Origin of the sequence: Microbacterium testaceum (assembly GCF_001476655.1) — a bacterium.
Lineage (GTDB): Bacteria > Actinomycetota > Actinomycetes > Actinomycetales > Microbacteriaceae > Microbacterium > Microbacterium testaceum_C.
In genome coordinates this window covers 1-22,144 of the sequence record NZ_LDRT01000005.1, presented here as the reverse complement: position 1 = coordinate 22,144, position 22,144 = coordinate 1, and the positions used below count along the sequence as shown (strand labels likewise).

General features: G+C 70.4%; 17 protein-coding genes. 6 read left to right on the top strand and 11 right to left on the bottom strand.

Going from position 1 to position 22,144, the window contains the following annotated elements; all coding sequences use genetic code 11:
- Positions 1–180 precede the first annotated feature (180 nt).
- Entirely contained in the window at positions 181–456 is a 276-nt protein-coding gene (locus NS220_RS00845; protein ID WP_058622225.1) for a DUF4031 domain-containing protein, read from the top strand.
- A 54-nt stretch (positions 457–510) separates the two neighbouring features.
- On the opposite strand, the gene NS220_RS00840 is transcribed toward NS220_RS00845, so the two are convergent.
- Positions 511–3,288, bottom strand: a complete 2,778-nt coding sequence (locus NS220_RS00840) for an Rne/Rng family ribonuclease (protein ID WP_242864483.1) — start codon at positions 3,286–3,288, stop codon at positions 511–513.
- A 283-nt stretch (positions 3,289–3,571) separates the two neighbouring features.
- On the opposite strand from NS220_RS00840, the gene NS220_RS00835 reads away from it, so the two are divergent.
- Entirely contained in the window at positions 3,572–4,168 is a 597-nt protein-coding gene (locus NS220_RS00835; RefSeq protein WP_058622224.1) for a vitamin K epoxide reductase family protein, read from the top strand.
- 38 nt (positions 4,169–4,206) lie between these two features.
- The gene (locus tag NS220_RS00830; protein ID WP_058622223.1) at positions 4,207–4,437 is read left to right on the top strand and encodes a PLD nuclease N-terminal domain-containing protein; all 231 of its coding nucleotides are present in this window, start codon (positions 4,207–4,209) and stop codon (positions 4,435–4,437) included.
- Between the two features lie 171 nt (positions 4,438–4,608).
- Here NS220_RS00830 and ndk read toward each other — a convergent pair whose 3' ends face one another.
- From ndk to NS220_RS00790, 8 genes are all read right to left on the bottom strand, one after another.
- Complete coding sequence (gene ndk, locus NS220_RS00825) at positions 4,609–5,025, bottom strand: nucleoside-diphosphate kinase (RefSeq protein ID WP_013586434.1); 417 nt, start codon at positions 5,023–5,025, stop codon at positions 4,609–4,611.
- A gap of 3 nt (positions 5,026–5,028) precedes the next feature.
- Positions 5,029–5,457: a DUF4233 domain-containing protein gene (locus NS220_RS00820; RefSeq protein ID WP_058622222.1), complete on the bottom strand. Its 429-nt coding sequence runs from the start codon at positions 5,455–5,457 to the stop codon at positions 5,029–5,031.
- Positions 5,445–6,797, bottom strand: coding sequence for a bifunctional folylpolyglutamate synthase/dihydrofolate synthase (locus NS220_RS00815; RefSeq protein WP_058622221.1), 1,353 nt, complete (start codon positions 6,795–6,797; stop codon positions 5,445–5,447). The genes NS220_RS00820 and NS220_RS00815 overlap by 13 nt, the downstream gene beginning before the upstream one ends.
- The gene (ileS, locus tag NS220_RS00810) at positions 6,794–10,189 is read right to left on the bottom strand and encodes an isoleucine--tRNA ligase (protein ID WP_058622220.1); all 3,396 of its coding nucleotides are present in this window, start codon (positions 10,187–10,189) and stop codon (positions 6,794–6,796) included. Before ileS ends, NS220_RS00815 begins: the two co-directional genes overlap by 4 nt.
- A gap of 326 nt (positions 10,190–10,515) precedes the next feature.
- Positions 10,516–12,066 (bottom strand): dipeptide ABC transporter ATP-binding protein, encoded by a 1,551-nt coding sequence (locus tag NS220_RS00805; protein WP_058622219.1) that lies wholly within the window; start codon positions 12,064–12,066, stop codon positions 10,516–10,518.
- Positions 12,063–12,875, bottom strand: a complete 813-nt coding sequence (locus NS220_RS00800) for an ABC transporter permease (protein WP_058622218.1) — start codon at positions 12,873–12,875, stop codon at positions 12,063–12,065. The genes NS220_RS00805 and NS220_RS00800 overlap by 4 nt, the downstream gene beginning before the upstream one ends.
- A complete protein-coding gene (locus NS220_RS00795) occupies positions 12,872–13,849 on the bottom strand; it encodes an ABC transporter permease (RefSeq protein ID WP_058622217.1) in 978 nt (325 codons plus the stop codon). Before NS220_RS00795 ends, NS220_RS00800 begins: the two co-directional genes overlap by 4 nt.
- A gap of 29 nt (positions 13,850–13,878) precedes the next feature.
- Positions 13,879–15,492, bottom strand: a complete 1,614-nt coding sequence (locus NS220_RS00790) for an ABC transporter substrate-binding protein (protein ID WP_058622216.1) — start codon at positions 15,490–15,492, stop codon at positions 13,879–13,881.
- A 263-nt stretch (positions 15,493–15,755) separates the two neighbouring features.
- On the opposite strand from NS220_RS00790, the gene valS reads away from it, so the two are divergent.
- Together valS and NS220_RS00780 are read left to right on the top strand one after the other, a co-directional pair.
- The gene (valS, locus tag NS220_RS00785) at positions 15,756–18,326 is read left to right on the top strand and encodes a valine--tRNA ligase (RefSeq protein ID WP_058622215.1); all 2,571 of its coding nucleotides are present in this window, start codon (positions 15,756–15,758) and stop codon (positions 18,324–18,326) included.
- Positions 18,326–18,574: a hypothetical protein gene (locus tag NS220_RS00780; protein ID WP_058622214.1), complete on the top strand. Its 249-nt coding sequence runs from the start codon at positions 18,326–18,328 to the stop codon at positions 18,572–18,574. Before valS ends, NS220_RS00780 begins: the two co-directional genes overlap by 1 nt.
- A gap of 47 nt (positions 18,575–18,621) precedes the next feature.
- Here the strand turns inward: NS220_RS00780 and NS220_RS00775 are convergent, their stop codons facing one another.
- Positions 18,622–18,846 carry a hypothetical protein gene (locus NS220_RS00775; protein ID WP_058622213.1) on the bottom strand — a complete coding sequence of 75 codons (225 nt, stop codon included), beginning with the start codon at positions 18,844–18,846 and terminating at the stop codon, positions 18,622–18,624.
- On the bottom strand, positions 18,843–19,433 hold the full coding sequence (locus NS220_RS00770) for a winged helix-turn-helix domain-containing protein (protein WP_058622212.1): 591 nt from the start codon (positions 19,431–19,433) through the stop codon (positions 18,843–18,845). The genes NS220_RS00775 and NS220_RS00770 overlap by 4 nt, the downstream gene beginning before the upstream one ends.
- Before the next feature lie 81 nt (positions 19,434–19,514).
- Here NS220_RS00770 and NS220_RS00765 point away from each other — a divergent pair, with 81 nt between their 5' ends.
- Positions 19,515–21,566 carry a M3 family metallopeptidase gene (locus tag NS220_RS00765; RefSeq protein ID WP_058622211.1) on the top strand — a complete coding sequence of 684 codons (2,052 nt, stop codon included), beginning with the start codon at positions 19,515–19,517 and terminating at the stop codon, positions 21,564–21,566.
- Positions 21,567–22,144: the final 578 nt, after the last annotated feature.

Here is a 22,144-nt window from a genome sequence, read left to right as displayed (position 1 = left end):
CGGTTGTCTGATGACGTCGAGAGGGTCTCTCGACCCAAATCTCGGTGCGATCCGGCAAGCGACAGCTCGCGGGGTCACGCGCCGGTAAGGGCGGACACGACGCACCAAGGGTCGAGTTTAGCTCACGTCAGGGCATCCGGCAAAAGCATCCGCCCCGCGTGTCGACCGTAGGATCGCGGAATGGCGATCCTGATCGATGACCCGCAGTGGCCCGCACACGGACGGCTCTGGGCTCACCTGGTGAGCGACAGCGACCTCGCGGAGCTGCACGCCTTCGCCTTCGCCGCGGGAATCCCTCGTCGCGCGTTCGATCTCGACCACTACGACGTCCCCGATGATCGGCACGCCGACCTCGTCGCCGCTGGCGCCGAGCATGTGGGTGGACGCGAGCTGGTCCGACGCCTCCGCGCCTCCGGCCTGCGCATCACCGCACGCGAGCGCCGTGAACGCCCGTGAGGGGTCATGTCCTGCCGGACACGACAGGACATGACCCCTCACGGGTGAGCTCGACTACTCCGCGGACGGCTGGGCGTCGACGGGGGTGCCCGTCAGGGCCGCCGTGGTCACACGACGGCGGGACCGGCCCTGACCGGGCGCCTTCGGCTCCGGGAGCGCCTCCAGCACCGACTCCAACAGCGCGTCCTTCTCGGTGCGCGGTGCCTTGGGCTCGCGCTTCTTGCGCGGGCGCTTCTCGCGTGCGGGCGGGTCGACCTTGGCATCCAGGACCGCCTCCACCGAGGCCACCACGGCCGCCTCGACGACCGCCGGATCCTCGACGGAGGGGTGGATCGTGGATGCCGCGATCTGGGCGAGAGCGGACTTCACGCCCTCGGTGATCACGTGCGTGCCGCCGGCGGTGGCCGCTCCCCCGTTGCCGTGGGAGCCGCCGTTGGCGGGGGCGTTGCCGCCGGACGTGGAACCGCCGTTCCCCCCGCCGTTGCTGTTACCGTTGCCGCCACGCGTACGCCGGTTGCTCGAACTGTTCGAGCCGCCGTTGCCGTTCGCGCTCGTGCGGTGGCGGACGACCGGGTCGTGGTGGACGACGACTCCGCGGCCGGCGCAGACCTCGCAGGCCTCGCTGAAGGTCTCGAGCAGACCGAGGCCGAGCTTCTTGCGCGTCATCTGCACGAGGCCGAGCGAGGTGACCTCGGCGACCTGGTGCTTCGTCCGGTCGCGGCTCAGGCACTCGATGAGACGGCGGAGCACCAGATCACGGTTGGATTCGAGCACCATGTCGATGAAGTCGACGACGATGATGCCGCCGATGTCGCGCAACCGCAGCTGGCGGACGATCTCTTCCGCCGCCTCGAGGTTGTTCTTCGTGACGGTCTCTTCGAGGTTTCCGCCCGAGCCGACGAACTTGCCGGTGTTGACGTCGACGACCGTCATCGCCTCGGTGCGGTCGATGACGAGGGAACCGCCCGAGGGCAGCCAGACCTTGCGGTCGAGCGCCTTCTCGATCTGCTCGGTGACGCGGAAGGCGTCGAACGGATCCTGCTCGCCCTCGTACTTCTCGACGCGCTCGAGCAGGTCGGGGGCGACGCCCGCGAGGTAGTTCGAGATCGTCTGCAGCGCCTCGTCGCCCTGGATGAGCATGCGCGTGAAGTCCTCGTTGAAGACGTCGCGCACGATCTTGACGAGCAGATCGGGCTCGGAGTGCAGCAGGGCGGGTGCCTGGAGGGTCTTGAGCTGAGTGCTGACGTGCTCCCACTGCGAGGTGAGTCGCTGCACGTCGCGCGTGAGCTGCTCCTCGGTCGCGCCCTCGGCGGCGGTGCGTACGATCACGCCCGACGATTCCGGGAGCACCTCCTTGAGGATCTTCTTCAGGCGGGCACGCTCGGTGTCGGGGAGCTTGCGCGAGATCCCGTTCATCGTGCCGTTGGGCACGTAGACGAGGTACCGACCGGGCAGCGAGATCTGGCTCGTGAGGCGCGCCCCCTTGTGGCCCACGGGGTCCTTGGTGACCTGCACGAGAACCCGATCGCCCGACTTGAGCGCGAGCTCGATGCGGCGCGGCTGGTTGCCGGTATCGATGCCGTCCCAGTCGACCTCGCCGGAGTACAGCACGGCGTTGCGCCCGCGGCCGATGTCGACGAACGCGGCCTCCATGCTGGGCAGCACGTTCTGGACGCGACCGAGGTAGACGTTGCCGATGAGCGACGCGTCCTGGTTGCGGGCGACGTAGTGCTCGACGAGCACGTTGTCTTCGAGGACGGCGATCTGGATGCGACCGGCCTTGGATCGCACCACCATCACACGGTCGACGGCTTCGCGACGAGCGAGGAACTCGGCCTCGGTGACGACGGGGCGGCGGCGTCCGGCTTCGCGACCGTCGCGGCGACGCTGCTTCTTGGCCTCGAGGCGCGTGGAGCCCTTGATGCGCTGCGGCTCGGTGACGACCTCGACCGCGCGCTGGCGCGGAGGGGCCGGGGGCGCGTCGTCGTGCTCGTCGCCGTTGCCGGCGGCGGGGCCTCCGCGGCGACGGTTGCGGCGCCGTGCGTTGGCCGAGGTGCGCTCGGCGCGGGCATCGTCGTCGCTCTCGTCGCGGAAGCCGCGCTCCTCGACGTCGTCGCGCAGAGCGGCCGGGAGCGGCTCGGGCGCGTAGAAGTGCAACTGCGTCGACACGGCCGAGACGAACACCTCGGGCAGCAGGCCCAGCGAGACAGCGGTGGGGCGCTCCGGCTTCTGCGGCGCGGCCGCTTCTTCGGCGGGGGCGTTCTGCGTCGGAGCTTCGGATGCCACGGCCTCAGCCGTCGTGTCCGCAGCACGGTCGTCGACGGTGCGCGCCTCGGCGGTCGTCTCGTCCGCCTGCGCGGGAGCGTCCTGCGCGGGGGCATCCTGCGCGGGGGCATCCTGCGCCGGAGCGTCCTCCGACGACGGGGCCTCCGCCGAAGAGTCCTGTGCCGAAGAGTCCTGTGCCGGAGCGTCCTGCGCCGAAGCGTCGTGCGCCGGAACCTCTGGTGTCGCAGCTTCCCGGCCGGGAGCCTCCGCGCTCACGGCGTCGGCGGTCTCCGCGTCCTGCTCGCCCCGTACGGGAGTCTCGTCAGCGGGCGCTTCGTCGAGCACCGCGGGAGGGGCCGTGTCGAGCGCCGCAGCGCTCTCGGCATCCTGAACCGCGCCCTCTTCCTCATCGACGGTCGGCGCGTCGACGGGCGGCGCGTCGACCGTCGACGCGTCGGCGGAAGCGGTGTCGGCGGAAGCGGTGCCGGAGACGGGTGTCTCCTGCTCGACCGCTGTGTCGGGCGCCGTCTGCTCGGTGGGGGTCTGTTCGTCGCTTGCGTCTGCCATTTTGGCGTACTCCCTGGCGGGGCGACACCGCGCGTCGCCCGGCGAAATCTCGTGCGGCGCCGCACCCGGCGGGGCCGCGAACTCACTCGGTCTGCAGCAGGCCGGAGGCTCGTGCTGCGAAGGGCGGTCATCGCCCGAAGTCTTCTGGTGATGCTCCTGCGGCGCGGCCGCGGTACATCGAAACATCATTATCGCACGGTCCGTCCGGATTCCGCCGCATCGCGCTCCTCGACACCGAGCAATCCTCAGCGGACAGCGAACTCCGCGGTGACAGAATCGAGCCATGAGCGACACCGTCACCCCCCGCCGCCCCGTCGTCGTCGCGATCTGGCTGGTTTTCGCCGGCATCGTCGGATGGTGGGCGGCGTTCTCCCTGACGATGGAGCGCTTCGCGCAGTTGCAGAACCCCGGGACGGCGGCATCCTGCGACTTCAGCGTTCTCGTGCAGTGTTCGGCGAACCTCCAGTCGCCCCAGGGAAGCGTGTTCGGGTTCCCGAACCCCATCATCGGGTTGACGGCCTGGGCGGCTCCCGTCGTCGTCGGCATGGCTCTCCTGGCCGGCGCCCGGTTCGCCCGCTGGTTCTGGGTGCTGTTCTGGCTCGGCTTCGCGTTCGCCCTGACGTTCGTGATCTGGCTGATCTCGCAGAGCATCTTCGTGCTCGCGACCCTCTGCCCGTGGTGCATGGTGACGTGGTCGGTGGTCATCCCCTCGTTCTTCGTGGTCACGCTGCACGTGCTCCGCGAGGGCGTGATCCCGGCACCACGCGTCCGTCACCTCGCCGAGCGGCTGATGCCCTGGGTTCCGTTGATGACGCTCGCGGCGTTCGTCGTCGTCGCGGTGATCGCGCAGTCGCGCCTCAACGTGCTGGCGCAGCTCTGACCTGGCGGCGTGGCACCTTCGTGCTCTAGCGTCGAGGGATGGATGCCGTGAACCCGCTGATCCCGACCGCGTACGACCTGGTGTGGTCGGGGCTGGCCGTCGTTGCGTTCGGTCTCGCCGTGTGGGGCATCGTGAGCCTCTCCCGGAGTGCGCGCCGCCTGTCGTCGACGGTTGTGCTGATCTGGGCTCTGGTCATCTTGCTCGTTCCCGTGCTCGGGCCCGTCTCGTGGCTGTTCGCGGGTCGTCGGGCCGGGGTCGCGCGGACCTGACCGCGTCTGCGTGCCGGTGGCTTCGACAGGCTCAGCCACCTTGGGCGCAGGCTCAGCCACCCTGGGCGCAGGCTCAGCGACCTCGGGCGGAGGTCCCCGAGCTCGTCGAAGGGACCGTCACACGACGATGGCCGCCACCCCTCGGGGCGGCGGCCATCTCGGCATCCGGGATCAGGCGAACCAGATCGCGAGCTCGCGCTCCGCGGACTCGACGCTGTCGGAGCCGTGGACGAGGTTCTGCTGCACCTTGAGGCCCCAGTCGCGACCGAAGTCGCCACGGATGGTGCCGGGGGCGGCGGTGGTGGGGTCGGTGGTGCCGGCGAGGGAGCGGAAGCCCTCGATCACGCGGTTGCCCGCGAGGCGGATCGCCACGGACGGACCGGACATCATGAACTCCAGCAGCGGCTCGTAGAACGGCTTGCCCTCGTGCTCGGCGTAGTGCTGGGCGAGGGTCTCGCGGTCGGGCTCGACGAGGCGGATGTCGACGAGGGCGTAGCCCTTGGCTTCGATGCGGGCCAGGATGGCTCCGGTCAGGCCGCGGGCGACGCCGTCGGGCTTGACCAGGACGAGGGTCTCTTCGGTGGCCATGGGTCATTCTCCGTTCGAGAGGTCGGGGGAAGCGGCGCGTCGGGCGTTCTGCCGGTCGAGTGCCGCTCCCTTGATCGTCGCATACGCCCACATGCCGCCGAAAATGAGGGCGACCACCGAAAGCGCCGGAACGAGGAACCCGCCGAGGAGCAGCAGGATCTGCAGCCCCCAACCGGCCCCCACCGCTCCGCGGCGCGGCAGCGTCCCCGCGACCGCGACCATGGCGAGGGCCATCACGACTCCCCCGATGATCCCCCACCACGGCTCGATGCCGAAGGGCAGAACCTTGAGCCCATAGACGACGAGACCGCCGAGGAAGACGATGATCGACTCGAAGCCGAGGACGACGGCGCCCAGGGACTCGAGGGCGCCGCGCTGGCGACGAGGACGAGGACGCGGAGCGCGGGGCTCGCGCGCGCTCACGCCTGCCACCCGGCCTTCCAGTCCTCGAGCTCGGAGAGACGCAGTGCTTCCCCGGCGAGCACGACCGAGCCCGCGATGACCACGGCGCGTCGGTCGGACTCCGCCGCCCACGCGCGCGCGGCATCCGCCGCGTCCTCGAGCGTCGGATGGACGGTCACCGGCAGGTCGGCGGCCTCGGCGACGTCGGCGATCGTGTCGGGGTCGGTCGCACGGTCGCTGTCGGGCGCCGTGGCGAAGACCCGCGCGACGGCCGGAGCGAGCGTCGACATGATGCCCGCGGCATCCTTGCCCTCGAGGATGCCGACCACGGCCCCCCACTCGTCGATGTCGAACGACTCCTTCAGCGCGGCGACGAGGGCGCGGGCGCCGTGCGGGTTGTGCGCGGCGTCGACGAAGACCGTCGGCGCGGTGCCGATGAGCTGCAGGCGGCCGGGCGAGGTGGCGGTGCCGAGCCCGTCGGCGACGACGTCCGCGTTCAGCGCCTGCTCTCCCCCGCCGATGAGCGACTCTACGGCCGCGACCGCGAGGGCCGCGTTCGCGCCCTGGTGAGCGCCGTAGAGCGGCAGGTACACCTCGCGGTACGAACCGGCGATGCCCCGCAGATCGAGCTGCTGGCCGCCCACGGCGAGGGTCTGCCCCTCGAGGTCGAAGCCGTCGCCGGCGACGGCCACGGTCGCGCCCTCCTTCTCGGCGCGCGCGCGGATCGCGCGCAGCGCCTCGGGCGGCTGGGGAGCCGAAACGACGGCCGCCCCGGGCTTGATGATCCCCGCCTTGACGGTGGCGATCTCGGCGATCGTCGACCCGAGACGGTCGACGTGATCGACGTCGATCGGGGTGAAGACCGCGACGTCGCCGTCCGCGGTGTTCGTGGAGTCCCACTCCCCGCCCATCCCGACCTCGAGCACGAGCACGTCGATCGGCGCGTCGGCGGCGACGACGAACGCGAGCACCGTGAGCAGTTCGAAGAAGGTCAGCGGAGCGTCTCCGGATGCCGCGAGCTCGGCATCCACCATGTCGACGAACGGCTGGATCTCGTCCCACGCGTCGGCGATCGCGGCATCCGCCACGGGCTCCCCGTCGATGAGGATGCGCTCTGTGAAGCGCTCGAGGTGCGGGCTGGTGAACAGGCCGGTGCGCAGGCCCATCGCGCGCAGCAGGCTCTCGATCATGCGGCTGGTCGAGGTCTTGCCGTTCGTTCCGGTGACGTGGATCACGCGGTACGTGCGCTGCGGGTCGGCGAGCAGCTCGAGCACGCGGCGGGTGCGCTCGACGCGCGGCTGCACCCACTGCTCCCCCTGCCGCTCGAGGAGCGCGCTGTAGACGGCGTCGGCGCGGGTGCGGTCGCTCATGCGGGGGCTCCGATCCGCGCGACGGCGACCGTGACGGCGCCGACGTTCGCGTAGGTCTTGGCGGCGAGCTGCGCCTCGTGCTCGGCGGGGAGGGCCCGGCCGCTCTCGATCAGTCGTCCCTCGGGACCGGCGAGCACGACGGCCTCGGCGAGGGTCTCGGATGCCACGCCCGCGACCTCGAACGCCTGGGCGACGGCCTGCGCGTCGGCGTCGTCGGCGAACGTGAGCGAGAGGAAGATCCGGTCGCTCACGTCGAAGCCGGCGGCCTTGCGGGTGTCCTGGATGCCGCGGATCATGTCGCGCGCCAGGCCCTCGGCCTCGAGCTCGGGGGTGGTGACGGTGTCGAGCAGGACGAAGCCGCCCGAAGTCAGCACCGCGAGTGCCTCGCCCTCGGGACGACCCGCGGTCTCGACGACGAGGTCGTACTCGGCGGGTTCGAGAGCGATGCCGCCCGCGACGACCTTCCCGTCGACCTCGCTCCAGTCGCCCTCGCGCGCGGCCTTGATGGCCTGCTGCACCTGCTTGCCCAGGCGCGGACCCGCGGCGCGGGCGTTCACCGAGAGGCGGTGGGTGATGCCGTACTCGGCGGCCGTTCCCTCCCGGAGGGCGACCTGCTCGACCGCCTTGACGTTGAGCTCTTCGCGGAGGATGCCGTCGAACTGCGCCAGGCCGGCGGCATCCGGGGTCACCACCGTCAGACGGGGCAGGGGCAGGCGCACGCGCTTGCCCTCGCGCTTGCGCAGCGCATTCGCGACGCTCGAGACCTCGCGGACGGTGTCCATCGCGGTGCGGATGTCTTCCGCGGCCGGGAAGGCCGAGGCGTCGGGCCAGTCGGTCAGGTGCACGCTGCGCCCGCCGGTCAGGCCCTGCCACACGCGCTCGGTGACCAGCGGGAGCAGCGGAGCGGCGACGCGGGTCAGCGTCTCGAGCACCGTGTACAGCGTGTCGAAGGCCTCGCGGCTGGACGGGTCGTCGGTCACGCCCACCCAGAAGCGGTCGCGCGAACGACGGATGTACCAGTTGGTCAGCACCTCGGCGAAGTCGCGCAGGCGCTCCGCGGCGGTCGTGGAGTCGAGACCCTCGAGGTCGGCGGCGACGTTCGTCACCAGGTCGCCGGTGAGCGCGAGGATGTACCGGTCGAGCACGTCAGTCGAATCGGTGCGCCACTCGGCGGTGTAGCCCTCGGGGCCCGAGGCGTTGCTGTAGGTCGCGAAGAAGTACCACGCGTTCCACAGCGGCAGCAGGAACTCGCGCACGCCGGAGCGGATGCCCTCCTCGGTCACGACGAGGTTGCCACCCCGCAGGACGCTCGACGACATGAGGAACCACCGCATGGCATCCGAACCGTCGCGGTCGAAGACCTCGCGCACGTCGGGGTAGTTGCGCAGCGACTTCGACATCTTCTGCCCGTCGTTGCCGAGCACGATGCCGTGGCACGACACGCCCGTGTAGGCGGGGCGGTCGAACAGCGCGGTCGAGAGCACGTGCATGACGTAGAACCAGCCGCGCGTCTGCCCGATGTACTCGACGATGAAGTCGGCGGGGGCGTGCTCGTCGAACCACTCGTGGTTCTCGAACGGGTAGTGCACCTGCGCGAACGGCATCGAGCCCGAGTCGAACCACACGTCGAGCACGTCCTCGATGCGGCGCATCGTGGACTGCCCGGTCGGGTCGTCGGGGTTCGGGCGCGTGAGGTCGTCGATGTACGGACGGTGCAGGTCGACCTCGCCGTCGGCGTTCACCGGCAGGCGGCCGAAGTCGGCCTCCATCTCGGCGAGCGAGCCGTACACGTCGACGCGCGGGAAGTTCGGGTCGTCGCTCTTCCACACCGGGATCGGCGAGCCCCAATACCGGTTGCGGCTGATCGACCAGTCGCGCGCCCCCTCGAGCCACTTGCCGAACTGGCCCTCCTTGACGTTCTCGGGCACCCAGGTGATCCGCTGGTTGTTCGCCAGCAGGTCGTCCTTGATGTCGGTCACGCGCACGAACCAGCTCGACACGGCCTTGTAGATGAGAGGGTTGCGGCAGCGCCAGCAGTGCGGGTACGAGTGCTCGTACGACGCCTCGCGCAGCAGGCGCCCGGCCTGCTTCAGCAGACGGATGAGGGGACGGTTGGCCTCGAGCCACAGCTCGCCCGCGACGTCGGTCACGGCCGAGAGGAACCGTCCGCCGTCGTCGAGCGAGATGATCGTGGGCAGGCCCGCGGCATCCGCGAGGCGCTTGTCGTCTTCACCGTAGGCGGGGGCCTGGTGCACGATGCCGGTGCCGTCGGAGACCGTGACGTAGTCGTCGACGAGGATCTTCCACGCGTTCTGCGTGCCCCACGTGTCGGCGTCGGCGTAATAGTCGAACAGCCGGTCGTACGCGACGCCCTCGAGCTCCACGCCCGAGATCGTCGTCTGCACGGCCGCGCGGGCGGCATCCGCGCTGTCGTACCCGAGGTCCTTCGCGTAGTTCGCGAGCAGGTCCTCGGCCAGCAGGTAGCGGTGCGCGACGGCCTCGAACGCCTCGTCGGGCGTGCCGTCGGGGGTCGTGTGCACGTCGGCCGCGCCGTTCGGGCCGCCCTCGATGACGGCGTACCGGATGCCGGGACCCACCGCGAGAGCGAGGTTCGTCGGCAGGGTCCACGGCGTCGTCGTCCAGGCCAGGGCGCGCACGCCGGTGAGGCCGAGCGACTCCGCCTTGGCGCCCACCAGCGGGAAGGTGACCGTGACCGAGGGGTCCTGGCGCATCTTGTACACGTCGTCGTCCATGCGCAGCTCGTGCGTCGACAGCGGCGTCTCGTCGCGCCAGCAGTAGGGCAGCACGCGGTAGCCCTCGTACGCGAGACCCTTGTCGTGCAGCGTCTTGAACGCCCACAGGACGCTCTCCATGTACGTCGTGTCGAGCGTCTTGTAGCCGCGCTCGAAGTCGACCCAGCGGGCCTGGCGGGTGACGTAGTCCTGCCACTCGCGCGTGTACTCGAGCACCGACTCGCGGGCCTTCGCGTTGAAGGTCGCGACGCCCATGCGCTCGATCTCGTCCTTCTCGGTGATGCCGAGCTGCTTCATCGCCTCGAGCTCGGCGGGAAGGCCGTGCGTGTCCCAGCCGAAGACGCGGTCGACCTTCTTGCCGCGCATCGTCTGGAAGCGCGGGAAGACGTCCTTCGCGTACCCGGTGAGCAGGTGCCCGTAGTGCGGCAGGCCGTTCGCGAAGGGCGGGCCGTCGTAGAACACCCACTCCTCGGCGCCTTCGCGGTTCGCGATGGAGGCGCGGAAGGTGTCGTCGCTCTGCCAGAACGCGAGCGTGTCCTGCTCGATGGTCGGGAAACGGGGGCTGGGGACGACGGATGCCGTCTCCGCCGCGCTGACGTCAGCGGCGGGGCCGAAGGATGAGGGGCGAGGGTAGGTCATGTCTCTCCGCGGGTCGAGGTCTCCTCGCCGGGACGATCCTCTCGGACCGCGGTACCACCCTGCGTTGCGCCGGACCCTTCGACGAGCTCAGGGGCCGGCACCGCTCTCACTGCGGCTGTGACGGGCCTGCCCCGCGCGGTTCTACTCGGGGCCTGGACCCGTTTCTTCCGCGAGCTCCCCGGTGATGGCCGGATCGGTGCTGATCCGTCCATTCTACGCGCTTGTTCCGCACTCCGCGGGCCGTCGTCCGGCCTCCCGCCCCCACTCCCCTCGAGCGTCCGGAACACGCCGTACGAACCGCGAGCGTGACGGCGTGTCCTGGACACTCACCGTGCGGGAGGGGGCGGAAGCGTGGACGCCGCCAGCAGCTCCCGGGTGAACGGATGCCGCGGCTCGGCGAACACGCACGACACCGCGCCGGCCTCGACCACGCGCCCGTCCTTCATGACGATCACGGTGTCGGCGATCCCCGAGACGACCTCGAGGTCGTGCGTGATGAACACCATGGCGAGCTCGCGCTCGCGCTGAAGGGTGCGGAGGCGATCGAGGATCCGCGCGCGGACGGTCGCATCGAGCGCCGAGACCGGCTCGTCCAGCACGAGGAGGTCGGGATCGGTCGCCAACGCCCGGGCGATCGCGACGCGCTGGCGTTGTCCCCCCGACAACTGCGCGGGCAGACGCCGCCCGAAGGCCGGGCTCAGCCCGACCTCGTGCAGGAGAGCGTCCACTTCCGTGCGTCGCCGGGGCCGCGGCACGCCACTCGCGGCGACCGCCTCGGTCAGCGTCCGGGCGACGGTCCACCGCGGATCCAGGGCGCCCCAGGGGTTCTGCTGCACGAGCTGCACGCGGCGACGAGCAGCCCCGCGCGCCGCGTGGGGAGACCACGGGCGTCCATCGAACGTGAGGGTCCCGGCATCCGGCGCGCTCACCCCGACGATCATGCGCGCCAGCGTCGTCTTGCCCGACCCCGACTCACCCACGACCGCGAGCGTTCGACCGCGGTGCACGGCGAACTTCGCGTCGTCGACCGCGACGCGGTCTCCGAAGCTCTTCCGCAGGCCGTCACCCTCGATCAGGGGTGCGTCGAAACGCGGGGCGCGGTGCAGCATCTCGTGCTGCGTCGCGGCGACGAGCGCGCGCGTCTGCGGATCGCGCGGTGAGGAGAGGACCTCGGCGGTGGTGCCTGTTTCGACGACGCTCCCGTCGTGCAGGACGATCACGCGGTCGGCGACGCGCCGCACGGCCGCGAGGTCGTGGCTGATGAACACGACAGCCACGCCGTCGTCGGCGATGCGACGAAGCTGATCCAGCACGCGCGCCTGCACGGTGGCATCCAGGGCCGTCGTCGGTTCGTCGGCGATGAGGATCGCGGGATCGGCGGCCAGGGCCGATGCCAGGAGCGCACGCTGCCGGAGGCCGCCCGAGAGCTCGTGCGGGTACTGGCGCGCGCGCCGGTCGGGGTCGGGCAGCGCGACGCGTTGGAGGACGTCACGCACCCGGGTGCGCAGGGCATCGCCGCGGACGGACGGTTGGTGAATGCGAAGCGGCTCCGCGACCTCGGCACCGACGCGCCGGAGCGGGTCGAGCGAGACCAGGGCATCCTGGGAGACGAGGGCGATGCGCCGCCCGCGCAGTCGGCGCCAGGAGCGCTCGTCGAGGTTGCGCGCGTCGACGCCGTCGACCTCGAGCGCGGCGGCGCTGACCGACAGCGAGCTCGGGAGGAGTCCGAGCAGCGCTCTGGCGCTCAGGGACTTGCCGGTGCCCGATTCGCCGACGAGGGCGACGCACTCCCCCGGAGCCACGTCGAGGTCGAGGCCGCGGACGAGGAGGGCCTCCCCCGCCGCGATGCGCAGATCGCGGACGCGGAGGCCGCTCATGCGCCCCGCTCCTCGGCCCGGGAGCGCAGGATGCGACCGATCACGCTCACGCTCACGACCGTCGCGGTGATCGCGAGGCCCGGGAAGACGGCGACCCACGGGGCCTGCAGGAGCAGGTTGCGTCCCGCCGAGAGCATCAGACCCCATTCCGGCGTCGGTTCGGTGGGGCCGAGACCGAGGAAGCTCAGCCCGGCCGCGGCGAGGATGCTCGTACCGATGCCGATCGTCGCCAGCACGCTGACCGCCCCGATCACGCCGGGAAGCACATGACGCACGTGCACGACGACGGCGGGCACGCCGACGATACGCGCGGCTTCGACGTGCTCGGCCGCCGCGAGGCTCCGCGTCTGCGCCCGCGCGAGACGGATGTAGACGGGGACCGCCGCGATCGTCACGGCGATCGCGACGTTGACGGGACCCGGACCCAGCACGGCGACGACGAGAAGGGCGACGAGGAACTCGGGGAATGCCAGCAGTACGTCGACGATGCGCATGGCTCCGGCATCCACGAGCCGCGGGGCGACGGCCGAGAGCGAGCCGGCGATCACGCCGACGACGAAGGCGAGGGCCGTGGCCAGGAGCCCGATGCCGACCGAGCGCCCGGCGCCGGCGACCACGCGCGAGTAGACATCGCGACCGCTCTGGTCGGTGCCGAACCAGTGCGCGGCGCTCGGGGGCTGCAGGGCTGCGCGGACGTCGGTCACGAGCGGGTCATGCGTCGCGAGGAGCCCCGGGTCGACGGCCGCGAGGGCGATGACGGCGAGGACCCCGCCGGCGACCGAGAGACCGACCACACGTCCCACGTTCATGCGGGTATCCCCGCACGCACCTGCACGGCCGCCGCCGCTCGGCGCAGGCGCGGGTCGAGCACGGGCACGACGAGATCGACGATCGTGTTGACGACGACGAAGACGAGGGCGCTCAGAAGAATCACTCCCGTGATCACCGGCAGATCGCGATCGGTGATGGCCGTCAGCGTGACGCGGCCGATGCCCGGGCGAGCGAAAACCGTCTCGACGAGGACCGCCCCGCCGAGGAGCGAGCCCACGAGGTACGCGGTGAGGGTCACCGCCCCGACGCCGGCGTGGCGGAGCGTGTGGTGGACGCTCTCGCGCAGGGGCGTCGCCCCGCGTGCCCGCACCGTGATGAGGAACGGCTCGCGCTCCGCCGCCTGCACCCCGTCGCGCAGCACCTGGGCCAGCAGCGCCGCGACCGGAAGCGCCAGGGTCACCGCGGGCAGCACGATGGCCGACGGATCACGCGCCCCCGACACCGGGAACCAGCCGAGCTGGAATGAGAACACGCTCAGCAGCACCAATCCCGTCCAGAACACGGGCGACGACAGCACGACGAGCTCGATCCCGGATGCCACGGCCCGGCCCGTCCTCCCCCGCACGAGCACCGCGGATGCCAGGGCCAGCACCGCCGCGATGAGGAGGGCGAGCGCCGCCAGCTGCAGCGTGGATCCGAGCTGGCGTCCGATGACCTCTGTCACGGGCAGCCGCAACTGGTACGACTCCCCGAGGTCACCGCGCGCGAGACGTCCGAGGAACGCGCCGTACTGCTCGAGGACCGGCCGGTCGAGGCCGAGCTCCGCGCGGATCCCGTCCTTCACCGCGTCGCTGACCTGCGCCTGGGGGCCGAGCATCACGTCGACCGGGTCGCCCGGGATGATCCGGAAGGCGACGAACGCGAGCGTCGCCGCTCCCCAGAGCACGAGGACGACGGATGCCACGAGCCCACCGATGCGCGACAGGATCGCGCGCGTGCGAGAGCGTGGCATCCGAGGAATGTGCGGGGAACCCGGCGGGCTCAGCCGACGGAGGCGGTCGCGAACAGCGGACGACCGTAGAGGTCGAACGTGAGGCCGGACACCTTTGGGGTCACCGCGCTGATCAATGTCGGGCTGTAGAGCGGCACGATCGCGGCGTGGGTGAGGTTCCACTGCTGAATCTGGGCGTAGACGGCGCCCCGGGCAGCCTGGTCCGTGGTCGACGCACCCTTTTCGAGCAGGGCGTCGAGGGCGGGGTCGCTGACCTGGGAGGCGTTCTGGAACCCGTCGGTGGCCAGGTGGCTGCGCAGCAGGTCGGGGTCGACGCCCGAGAAGCCCCAGTCGGTCACGTCGAAGGTCTTCGGACCGTACTGCTCGTTGTAGGCGCCGGGTTCGAGCACCTCACGCTGCAGGTCGAAACCGACCGCCTTCAGATCGCTCTGGATCGCGTTCGCGAGCGCTGCACGGTCATCGGGTACCGGGGTCCAGGCGATCCATCGGGCGGAGAGACGCTGACCGTCCTTGGTGCGGATGCCGTCGGCATCCCGTCCCGTCCAGCCGGCCGCGTCGAGCAGAGCGTTCGCCTCGGTCGGATCGAAAGGCCAGGCGTTCTCGAGGCTCGCATCGTAGCCGGGCGTGGTGGCGCCGAGGATGCTCCAGGCGCGGGGGTACTGACCGAAGAAGATCTCCTGTACCGCCGTATCGACGTCGATCGCGCGGGTGAAGGCCTGACGCACGTTCTGGTCGGCGAAGACCCCGTACTTCTCGTTGAGGAAGAGCGAGTAGGGAAGACCGGGGTAGGCGATCGATTCGACCGTGTCGTCGCTCGGCACCTGCGACACGAGGTTCGGCGGGAGGTTCGTGACGACGTCGGCCTGGCCGCTCGAGAGCGCGCCGAGGCGCACCGAGGCCTCCGGGAGGATGTCGACGCGCAGCGTCTTGAACGCCGGCTTGCCGCCGCCGTCGGGACCCCACGCGTAGTCGTCGTTGCGGGTGTACACGATGTCCTGGTCGGGCGTGTATTCGGTGAGCTCGAAGGGGCCGGTGCCGACGTTCACGCCCGGACCGCCGGCCTTGAGCTGGTCGGCTTTCGACGACAGCACCGCGGGCGAGTAGAAGCCGAGCAAGGCCGTGCTCGCCGCCTGGAGGAAGGGGGCGTAGGGCTGCGAGAAGCGCACACGCACGGTGTGCTCGTCGACGACGTCGGTGCCGGCGTACAGCTCGCCGCCGAGCATGGAAGCGGCCTGCGCCGAGGCCGTCTCGGGATCGGAGATGCGATCGAAGTTCGCCTTCACCGCCGCGGCGTCGAAGGGCGTGCCGTCGTGGAAGGTCACGTCGTCGCGCAGCTGGAAGACGTAGGTCGCGCCCCCGTCCTCGACGTCCCACGAGGTCGCCAGCCACGGTGAGAACGAGCCGTCCGCCTCCTGGAACACGAGCGAGTCGAGCACGGCGCGCTGCACCATCGCGGACACGTCGAGCTGGCTCGTCTGCGGATCCATGTGCCCGGCCGAGAGGTTGGCCCCCTCGATCGCCCAGACGAGCTCGCCGTCACCATCCGCCGCGGGATTCGTTCCCGCGCACGACGACAGGGACAGGGCGGCGACCGCGGCGACGGCGACCGCGGCGAGGAGACGGCGGGTACGCACTGAAGGCATGGAAGAACCTCGGAGTTTTCGATGGGGAACCTTCAGCCTACCCGGGTTCCTGGACGGGGTGCGGAAAGTCGCGCGGGGCGGTGCCGTGCGCGGATCCGGAGATCGTCGCCAGATCCGGACGAATCGCGCGGATCGGTCCGGATCTCCGGCCGGTCTCCGGATCTGCGCGGCGCACGCTCGGGCCCGACTCCCCCGGTATCCTGGATGCCGAACCCATCAGGCACGCTCACACAGTGCCGCCCATATCGCTCGAGGAGTACCCCATGGCTGCCATCATTCCCGACAAGCCCGCGCTGGAAGGCCTCGAGCAGAAATGGGATGCCGCGTGGCGCGAGCGCGGCACCTACGTCTTCGACCGCCTCCGCGCGGCCGAGGCCGGCCGGCAGGGCGTGTACTCGGTCGACACGCCGCCGCCGACGGCATCCGGAAGCCTGCACATCGGCCACGTGTTCTCGTTCACGCACACCGACGTGAAGGTGCGCTTCGAGCGCATGCGCGGTAAGACCGTGTTCTACCCGATGGGCTGGGACGACAACGGCCTCCCCACCGAGCGCCGCGTGCAGAACTACTACGGCGTGCGCTGCGACCCTTCGCTTCCGTACGACGCCGACTTCACTCCGCCGTTCGCGGGCGGCGACAACAAGAGCAGCAAGGCCGCCGACCAGGTGCCCATCAGCCGCCGCAACTTCATCGAGCTGTGCGAGCAGCTCACGATCGAAGACGAGAAGCAGTTCGAGGAGCTGTTCCGCGAGCTGGGCCTGAGTGTCGACTGGACCCAGACCTATCGCACGATCTCGGACGACTCGATCCGCACGAGCCAGCTGGCGTTCCTGCGCAACATCGAGCGCGGCGAGGCGTACCAGGCGCTCGCGCCGACGCTGTGGGACGTGGACTTCCGCTCCGCGATCGCTCAGGCCGAGCTCGAGGACCGCGACCAGCCCGCGGCGTACCACCGCGTGGGCTTCGCCAAGAGCGACGGCTCGGGCGAGGTGTTCATCGAGACCACGCGTCCCGAGCTGCTGCCGGCGTGCGTGGCGCTCGTCGCAAACCCCGACGACGAGCGTTACCAGCCGCTGTTCGGCACGACCGTGCGCACCCCGCTGTTCGACGTCGAGGTGCCCGTGCTCGCGCACCCCCTCGCGCAGAAGGACAAGGGCTCGGGCATCGCCATGATCTGCACGTTCGGCGACGTGACCGACATCATCTGGTGGCGCGAGCTCGACCTGCCCAACCGCACGATCATCGGCAAAGACGGTCGGATCGTCGCCGACGCCCCCGAGGTGATCTCGACGGATGCCGCGAAGGCGGCGTACGGCGAGCTCGCGGGCAAGACCGTGTTCAGCGCCAAGAAGCGCATCGTCGAGCTGCTGCAGGAGTCCGGGGCCATGGAGGGCGCGCCCAAGCCCTTCACGCACCCCGTGAAGTTCTTCGAGAAGGGCGACCGGCCGCTCGAGATCGTGTCGACGCGTCAGTGGTACATCCGCAACGGCGCACGGGATGCCGAGCTGCGCGAGCGCCTGATCTCGCTCGGTCGCGAGATGTCGTGGCATCCGGATTTCATGCGCGTGCGCTTCGAGAACTGGACCAACGGCCTCACCGGCGACTGGCTCGTGTCGCGCCAGCGCTTCTTCGGTGTGCCGATTCCGGTCTGGTACGGCCTCGACGAGAACGGCGAGCGGGACTACGCGCGCGTGCTGACGCCCGACCTCGCTTCGCTCCCGGTCGACCCGACCACCGACGTGCCCCCGGGCTACACCGAGGATCAGCGGGGCGTTCCCGGCGGTTTCGACCCGGAGCGCGACATCCTCGACACGTGGGCGACGTCGTCGCTCACCCCGCAACTGGCCGGCGGCTGGCAGCGCGACGAGGAACTGTGGAACCTCGTGTCGCCGTTCGATCTGCGCCCGCAGGGTCAGGACATCATCCGCACGTGGCTCTTCTCGACGATGCTGCGCAGCGCCCTCGAGGACGACCGGAGCCCCTGGTCGGATGCCGCGATCTCGGGCTTCATCGTCGACCCCGACCGCAAGAAGATGTCGAAGTCGAAGGGCAACGTGGTCACGCCCGCCGACATCCTGAAGCAGCACGGCTCCGACGCGGTGCGGTACTGGTCGGCGTCGAGCCGCCTCGGCACCGACGCGGCCTTCGACCCGCAGAACCCCACGCAGGTGAAGATCGGTCGGCGCCTCGCGATCAAGCTGCTGAACGCGGCGAAGTTCGTGCTGTCGTTCCCGGTGCCCGAGGGAGCCGAGGTCACGCACGCTCTCGACGCGTCGATGCTCGCGACCCTGGATGCCGTGGTGCGCGACGCGACCGCCGCGTTCGAGGCGTACGACCACGCTCGCGCGCTCGAGATCACGGAGTCGTTCTTCTGGACGTTCTGCGACGACTACCTCGAGCTCGTCAAGGAGCGCGCCTACGACCAGACCGACGTGGGCCAGGCCTCCGCGGCCCTCGCGCTGCGCACGGCCCTGTCGACGCTGGTGCGCCTGTTCGCCCCCGTGCTGTCGTTCGCGTCCGAAGAGGTGTGGTCGTGGTTCGAGGAGGGCTCCGTGCACACCGCCGCGTGGCCCGAGCCGCTGGGCATCGAGGGTGACCCGGCCGTGCTCACGGCCGTGAGCGCCGCACTCATCGGCATCCGTCGCGCCAAGACCGAGGCCAAGGCCTCGCAGAAGACGCGGGTGACGTCGTTGACCGTGTCGGGCCCGCACATCGAGGCCCTGCGTCTGGCCGAGGGCGACCTTCGCGCCGTCGGCCGGATCGAGGCGATCTCGTTCGCCCAGGCCGACGCCACCACCGTCACCGACATCGTGTTCGCACCCCAGGAGGACTGATGCAGCTCGGAACCCGTTGGACCGCCCGCGAGCAGCCGCCGAAAGCTGTTCCCGAGGCGCTGCACGCACAGATCGCCGCGGTCGAGGAGGCACTCAACCCCGACGGGCTCAGCGCCCCCGCCCCGCGGTGGACCCTGACCTTCCTCGAGGGTCGCCCGGTCGCCGAACTCGACACCGGCGTCGTCGTGACGCAGGATGCCACCGGCGAGGTCGTCGTGCGCTACGACGAGGGCGACGAGTTCGCCTGAGCGACAGCCCGGGCCGCTGACGGCGGCGGGGGTAGACCCGCGTGTCGTCACCGCACCCGCAGAGCGAACTCGGCGTCGGCCATCGCTGACCGCCCGCGCTCGCGGGCGACTCGACGGACCTCGTCGTCGAGGCGGCGCGTCGCTCGCCGTTGCATGCGTGATTCAGCGGTCCGCGCGAGCACGCGCGAGAGGACGAGCAGTGCTCGATCGAGAGCGGTGGGCGCGAGTGCGCGTGGTGCGGTCGTGCTGAGCGGTGCGGTCAGCGTGCTCATGATGAGGCTCCTCGGGTGGGCAGGGGGAAGACGTCGGCGCGCATCGACACCACGCGCACGTCGTCCCCGGTCTGGTGGCGGTGCTGGGCGACCGTCTCGTTGATGACGGCCCGAAGCCGAGCGCTGAGCTCGGCCATCTGGGCGGCGGTCAAGCGCGCGCTGGCGGTCGAGATGAGGGTGGCTTCGCGCCACTCGGGAGTCTCCTCCCATCCGTCGCGCACGAATCGCATGAGCTGCTCCTGACGCAGTGTCAGCGTCTCGCTCGCGACCGCCTCCTGAACGGCGCGGCCGGCGGGCGTCTCGGCGAGCTCGGGATTCGACAGCGCGACCGCTCCCCTGGGGCGCTCCCACCAGCGTTCGCGCGCCGTCCCGCGTCCCTCGACCTCGCGAATCAGATCGTGTCGGGCGAGGGTGCGGAGGTGGTAGCTCGTGGCTCCCGTCGACTCCCCCGTCAGGGCCGCGAGGCCGCTGGCCGTCTGAGCGCCGTACTGGCTGAGCAGGTCGAAAAGCCGAACGCGCAGTGGGTGTGCGAGGGCGCGGAGTGCGCCCGCGTCGAGGACGCGTTCCCGGGGATCCTGTTCCGTCATGATGCAAATATATCTTTGCAATGTAAAGAATGCAAACGATTCTTTGCATCGCGTGTCGAAGCGGATGGCTACGCTGGATGAATGACGGATGCCGTGACCAATCCCCTCCTCTCACCGCCCGCTCTCCCCTACGACCTGCCCCCGTACGGGAGCATTCGTCCGGAGCATTACCTGCCCGCGTTCCACGCGGCATTCGCCGCGCACCGGGCCGAGGTGGACGCCATCACCGCGCAGACGGACGAGCCGACCTTCGAGAACACGCTCGTGGCGCTCGAGCGCAGCGGCGAGCTGCTCGACCGCGTCGCCCGCACCTTCTACACCGTGACCTCGGCCGACGGCACCGCGGAGATCCAGGCGATCGAGGAGGAGCTCGCACCTCTCATGGCGGCGCACAGCGACGCCATTCAGCTCGACTCCGCTTTGTTCGACCGGATCGCCGCCGTCCACGCGCAACTCGACGACCTCGACCTGGATGCTGAGAGCCGCTACCTCGTCGCACGCCACCACCGCGAGATGTCGCTGGCGGGCGCCGGTCTCGACGACGACGCGAAGAAGCATCTGACCGATCTCAACCAGCGCCTGTCGGTGCTGACGACGACTTTCGAGAAGAACCTTCTCGCCGACACGAACGATCTCGCGGTCGTGTTCGACGACGTGGCCGAGCTCGACGGACTGAGCGACGGCGAACTTTCGGCCGCCGCACAGGCGGGGACTGCGCGCGGGCTCGACGGTCGCTACGTCGTCACCCTCACGCTCTACACGGGGCATCCTTTCCTTGCGTCGCTCACGAATCGCGAGAGCAGGCGGCGTCTGCTCGAGGCGTCGCGTTCGCGCGGTACTCGTGGCAACGCGCACGACAACCGGTCAGTCCTGCGCGAGATCGTCCGCCTGCGCGCCGAACGCGCCGCTCTCCTGGGATACCCGTCCCACGCCGCCGCGATTCTGGCCGACCAGACGGCCGGCTCCCCCGAAGCCGCCCGCGACCTCCTCCGACGTCTCGCGACACCCGCCGCGCAGAACGCCCTGTCCGAGCAGGAGGCACTTCAGCGCCTCGCTGAGGCCGACGGCATCCGGATCGACGCTCGCGACTGGGCGTTCTACACCGAGAAGGTGCGGGCTGCCGAGTACGACCTCGATCGTGCGGCGCTGCGCCCCTGGTTCGAGGCGGAACGCGTGCTGCGCGACGGCGTCTTCTTCGCCGCCGAGCAGCTTTACGGCGTGACGATCGCCGAACGGCACGATCTGCAGGGCTACCACCCCGACGTGCGCGTGTTCGAGGTGCACAACGCCGATGGCAGCGAGCTCGGTCTCTTCCTGCTCGACCTCTACACGCGCGACACCAAGCGCGGGGGCGCGTGGATGAACTCGATCGTCACGCAGTCCGCCCTGCGCGGCACCGCGCCGGTGGTGGTGAACAACCTCAACGTGAACAAGCCCGCCCCGGGGACGCCCACGCTGCTGACGCTCGATGAGGTCACGACCCTGTTCCACGAGTTCGGGCACGCTCTGCACGGCCTCTTCGCCACCGTCACCTATCCGCATTTCGCCGGCACCGCCGTGCACCGTGATTTCGTCGAGTTTCCGAGCCAGGTGAACGAGATGTGGATCCTCTGGCCCGAGATCCTCACGAACTACGCGCGCCACATCGACACCGACGAGCCCCTCCCCGCCGCCGTCGTCGAGCGCTTGCACGCGTCGGAGGCGTTCAACCAGGGCTTCGCCACGAGCGAGTATCTCGCGGCATCCTGGATCGATCAGGCGTGGCACGGCCTCTCGGTCGACGAGGCCGCCGCCGATATCGACGTCGCGGAGTTCGAAGCGAGGGCGCTCGCCGACATCGGGCTGGACAACCCGGCGGTCCCGACCCGTTACTCCTCGACGTACTTCGCCCACGTCTTCTCGGGCGGCTACAGCGCCGGGTACTACTCGTACATCTGGAGTGAGGTGCTCGACGCCGACACGGTGGAGTGGTTCCGCGAGAACGGCGGACTCACCCGCGAGAACGGCGACCGCTTCCGCTCGCGGCTGCTGGGCGTGGGTGGCTCGGCCGATCCGCTCGCCGCGTACCGCGACTTCCGGGGTCGGGATGCCGAGATCCAGCCGTTGCTCGAGCGCCGGGGTCTCGCGGACTGAGGCCTCCATCCCCGAGGCGCAGCCCGACAGGGCGCCGCGCGCGGCGACACACCGTCCGCGCGGTTCGCCGGAACGAGCCACCGGAGGACGGGGGTGTGTGCCCGGCCATTTCGCATCGATGTTCCACTGCCCGTCCGAACGGGTGTGCGAGCGGAGCCCGGCCGTCGCGCGGCAGACCCGGCCGCCGCGCGGCAGGCCTGCCCCGTAGGTGGCAGACCCGACCCCGGGTGGAAAGACCGGACGCCCCGGTGGAAGACCGGATCCCGGGGGCAGACCTGACCCCCGGTGCCAGACCTGACCCCCGGTGGCAGACCTGACCCCCGGTGGAGAACGCGATCCGCCAGGTGGCAGACCTGACGCCTCGGTGGAAGACCGGATCCCCGGTGGAAGACCTGACGCCCCGGTTGCAGACGTGACCCGCAGGCGGTGAACCCAATCCGCCAGATGGCAGACCTGACCCGCAGGTGAAAAACCTGACCGGCAGGAGGCAGGCCTGACCCTCCAGGTGGCGGTTCAGAACGGCGCGTGGTCGGGTTCGGGTTCGGGTGGGGGTGGGTCGTCGGGGAGGAATCTGACGG

What these genes read in the sequence shown, in the direction of transcription:
- ileS (WP_058622220.1), bottom strand. Translation starts at nt 10,189, where the DNA reads ATGACCTACCCTCGCCCCTCATCCTTCGGCCCCGCCGCTGACGTCAGC.
- NS220_RS00790 (WP_058622216.1), bottom strand. Translation starts at nt 15,492, where the DNA reads ATGCCTTCAGTGCGTACCCGCCGTCTCCTCGCCGCGGTCGCCGTCGCC.
- NS220_RS00835 (WP_058622224.1), top strand. Translation starts at nt 3,572, where the DNA reads ATGAGCGACACCGTCACCCCCCGCCGCCCCGTCGTCGTCGCGATCTGG.
- NS220_RS00815 (WP_058622221.1), bottom strand. Translation starts at nt 6,797, where the DNA reads ATGAGCGACCGCACCCGCGCCGACGCCGTCTACAGCGCGCTCCTCGAG.
- NS220_RS00800 (WP_058622218.1), bottom strand. Translation starts at nt 12,875, where the DNA reads ATGAACGTGGGACGTGTGGTCGGTCTCTCGGTCGCCGGCGGGGTCCTC.
- NS220_RS00840 (WP_242864483.1), bottom strand. Translation starts at nt 3,288, where the DNA reads ATGGCAGACGCAAGCGACGAACAGACCCCCACCGAGCAGACGGCGCCC.
- NS220_RS00805 (WP_058622219.1), bottom strand. Translation starts at nt 12,066, where the DNA reads ATGAGCGGCCTCCGCGTCCGCGATCTGCGCATCGCGGCGGGGGAGGCC.
- NS220_RS00775 (WP_058622213.1), bottom strand. Translation starts at nt 18,846, where the DNA reads ATGAGCACGCTGACCGCACCGCTCAGCACGACCGCACCACGCGCACTC.
- NS220_RS00795 (WP_058622217.1), bottom strand. Translation starts at nt 13,849, where the DNA reads ATGCCACGCTCTCGCACGCGCGCGATCCTGTCGCGCATCGGTGGGCTC.
- ndk (WP_013586434.1), bottom strand. Translation starts at nt 5,025, where the DNA reads ATGGCCACCGAAGAGACCCTCGTCCTGGTCAAGCCCGACGGCGTCGCC.
- NS220_RS00765 (WP_058622211.1), top strand. Translation starts at nt 19,515, where the DNA reads ATGACGGATGCCGTGACCAATCCCCTCCTCTCACCGCCCGCTCTCCCC.
- NS220_RS00845 (WP_058622225.1), top strand. Translation starts at nt 181, where the DNA reads ATGGCGATCCTGATCGATGACCCGCAGTGGCCCGCACACGGACGGCTC.
- NS220_RS00830 (WP_058622223.1), top strand. Translation starts at nt 4,207, where the DNA reads ATGGATGCCGTGAACCCGCTGATCCCGACCGCGTACGACCTGGTGTGG.
- NS220_RS00780 (WP_058622214.1), top strand. Translation starts at nt 18,326, where the DNA reads ATGCAGCTCGGAACCCGTTGGACCGCCCGCGAGCAGCCGCCGAAAGCT.
- NS220_RS00770 (WP_058622212.1), bottom strand. Translation starts at nt 19,433, where the DNA reads ATGACGGAACAGGATCCCCGGGAACGCGTCCTCGACGCGGGCGCACTC.
- valS (WP_058622215.1), top strand. Translation starts at nt 15,756, where the DNA reads ATGGCTGCCATCATTCCCGACAAGCCCGCGCTGGAAGGCCTCGAGCAG.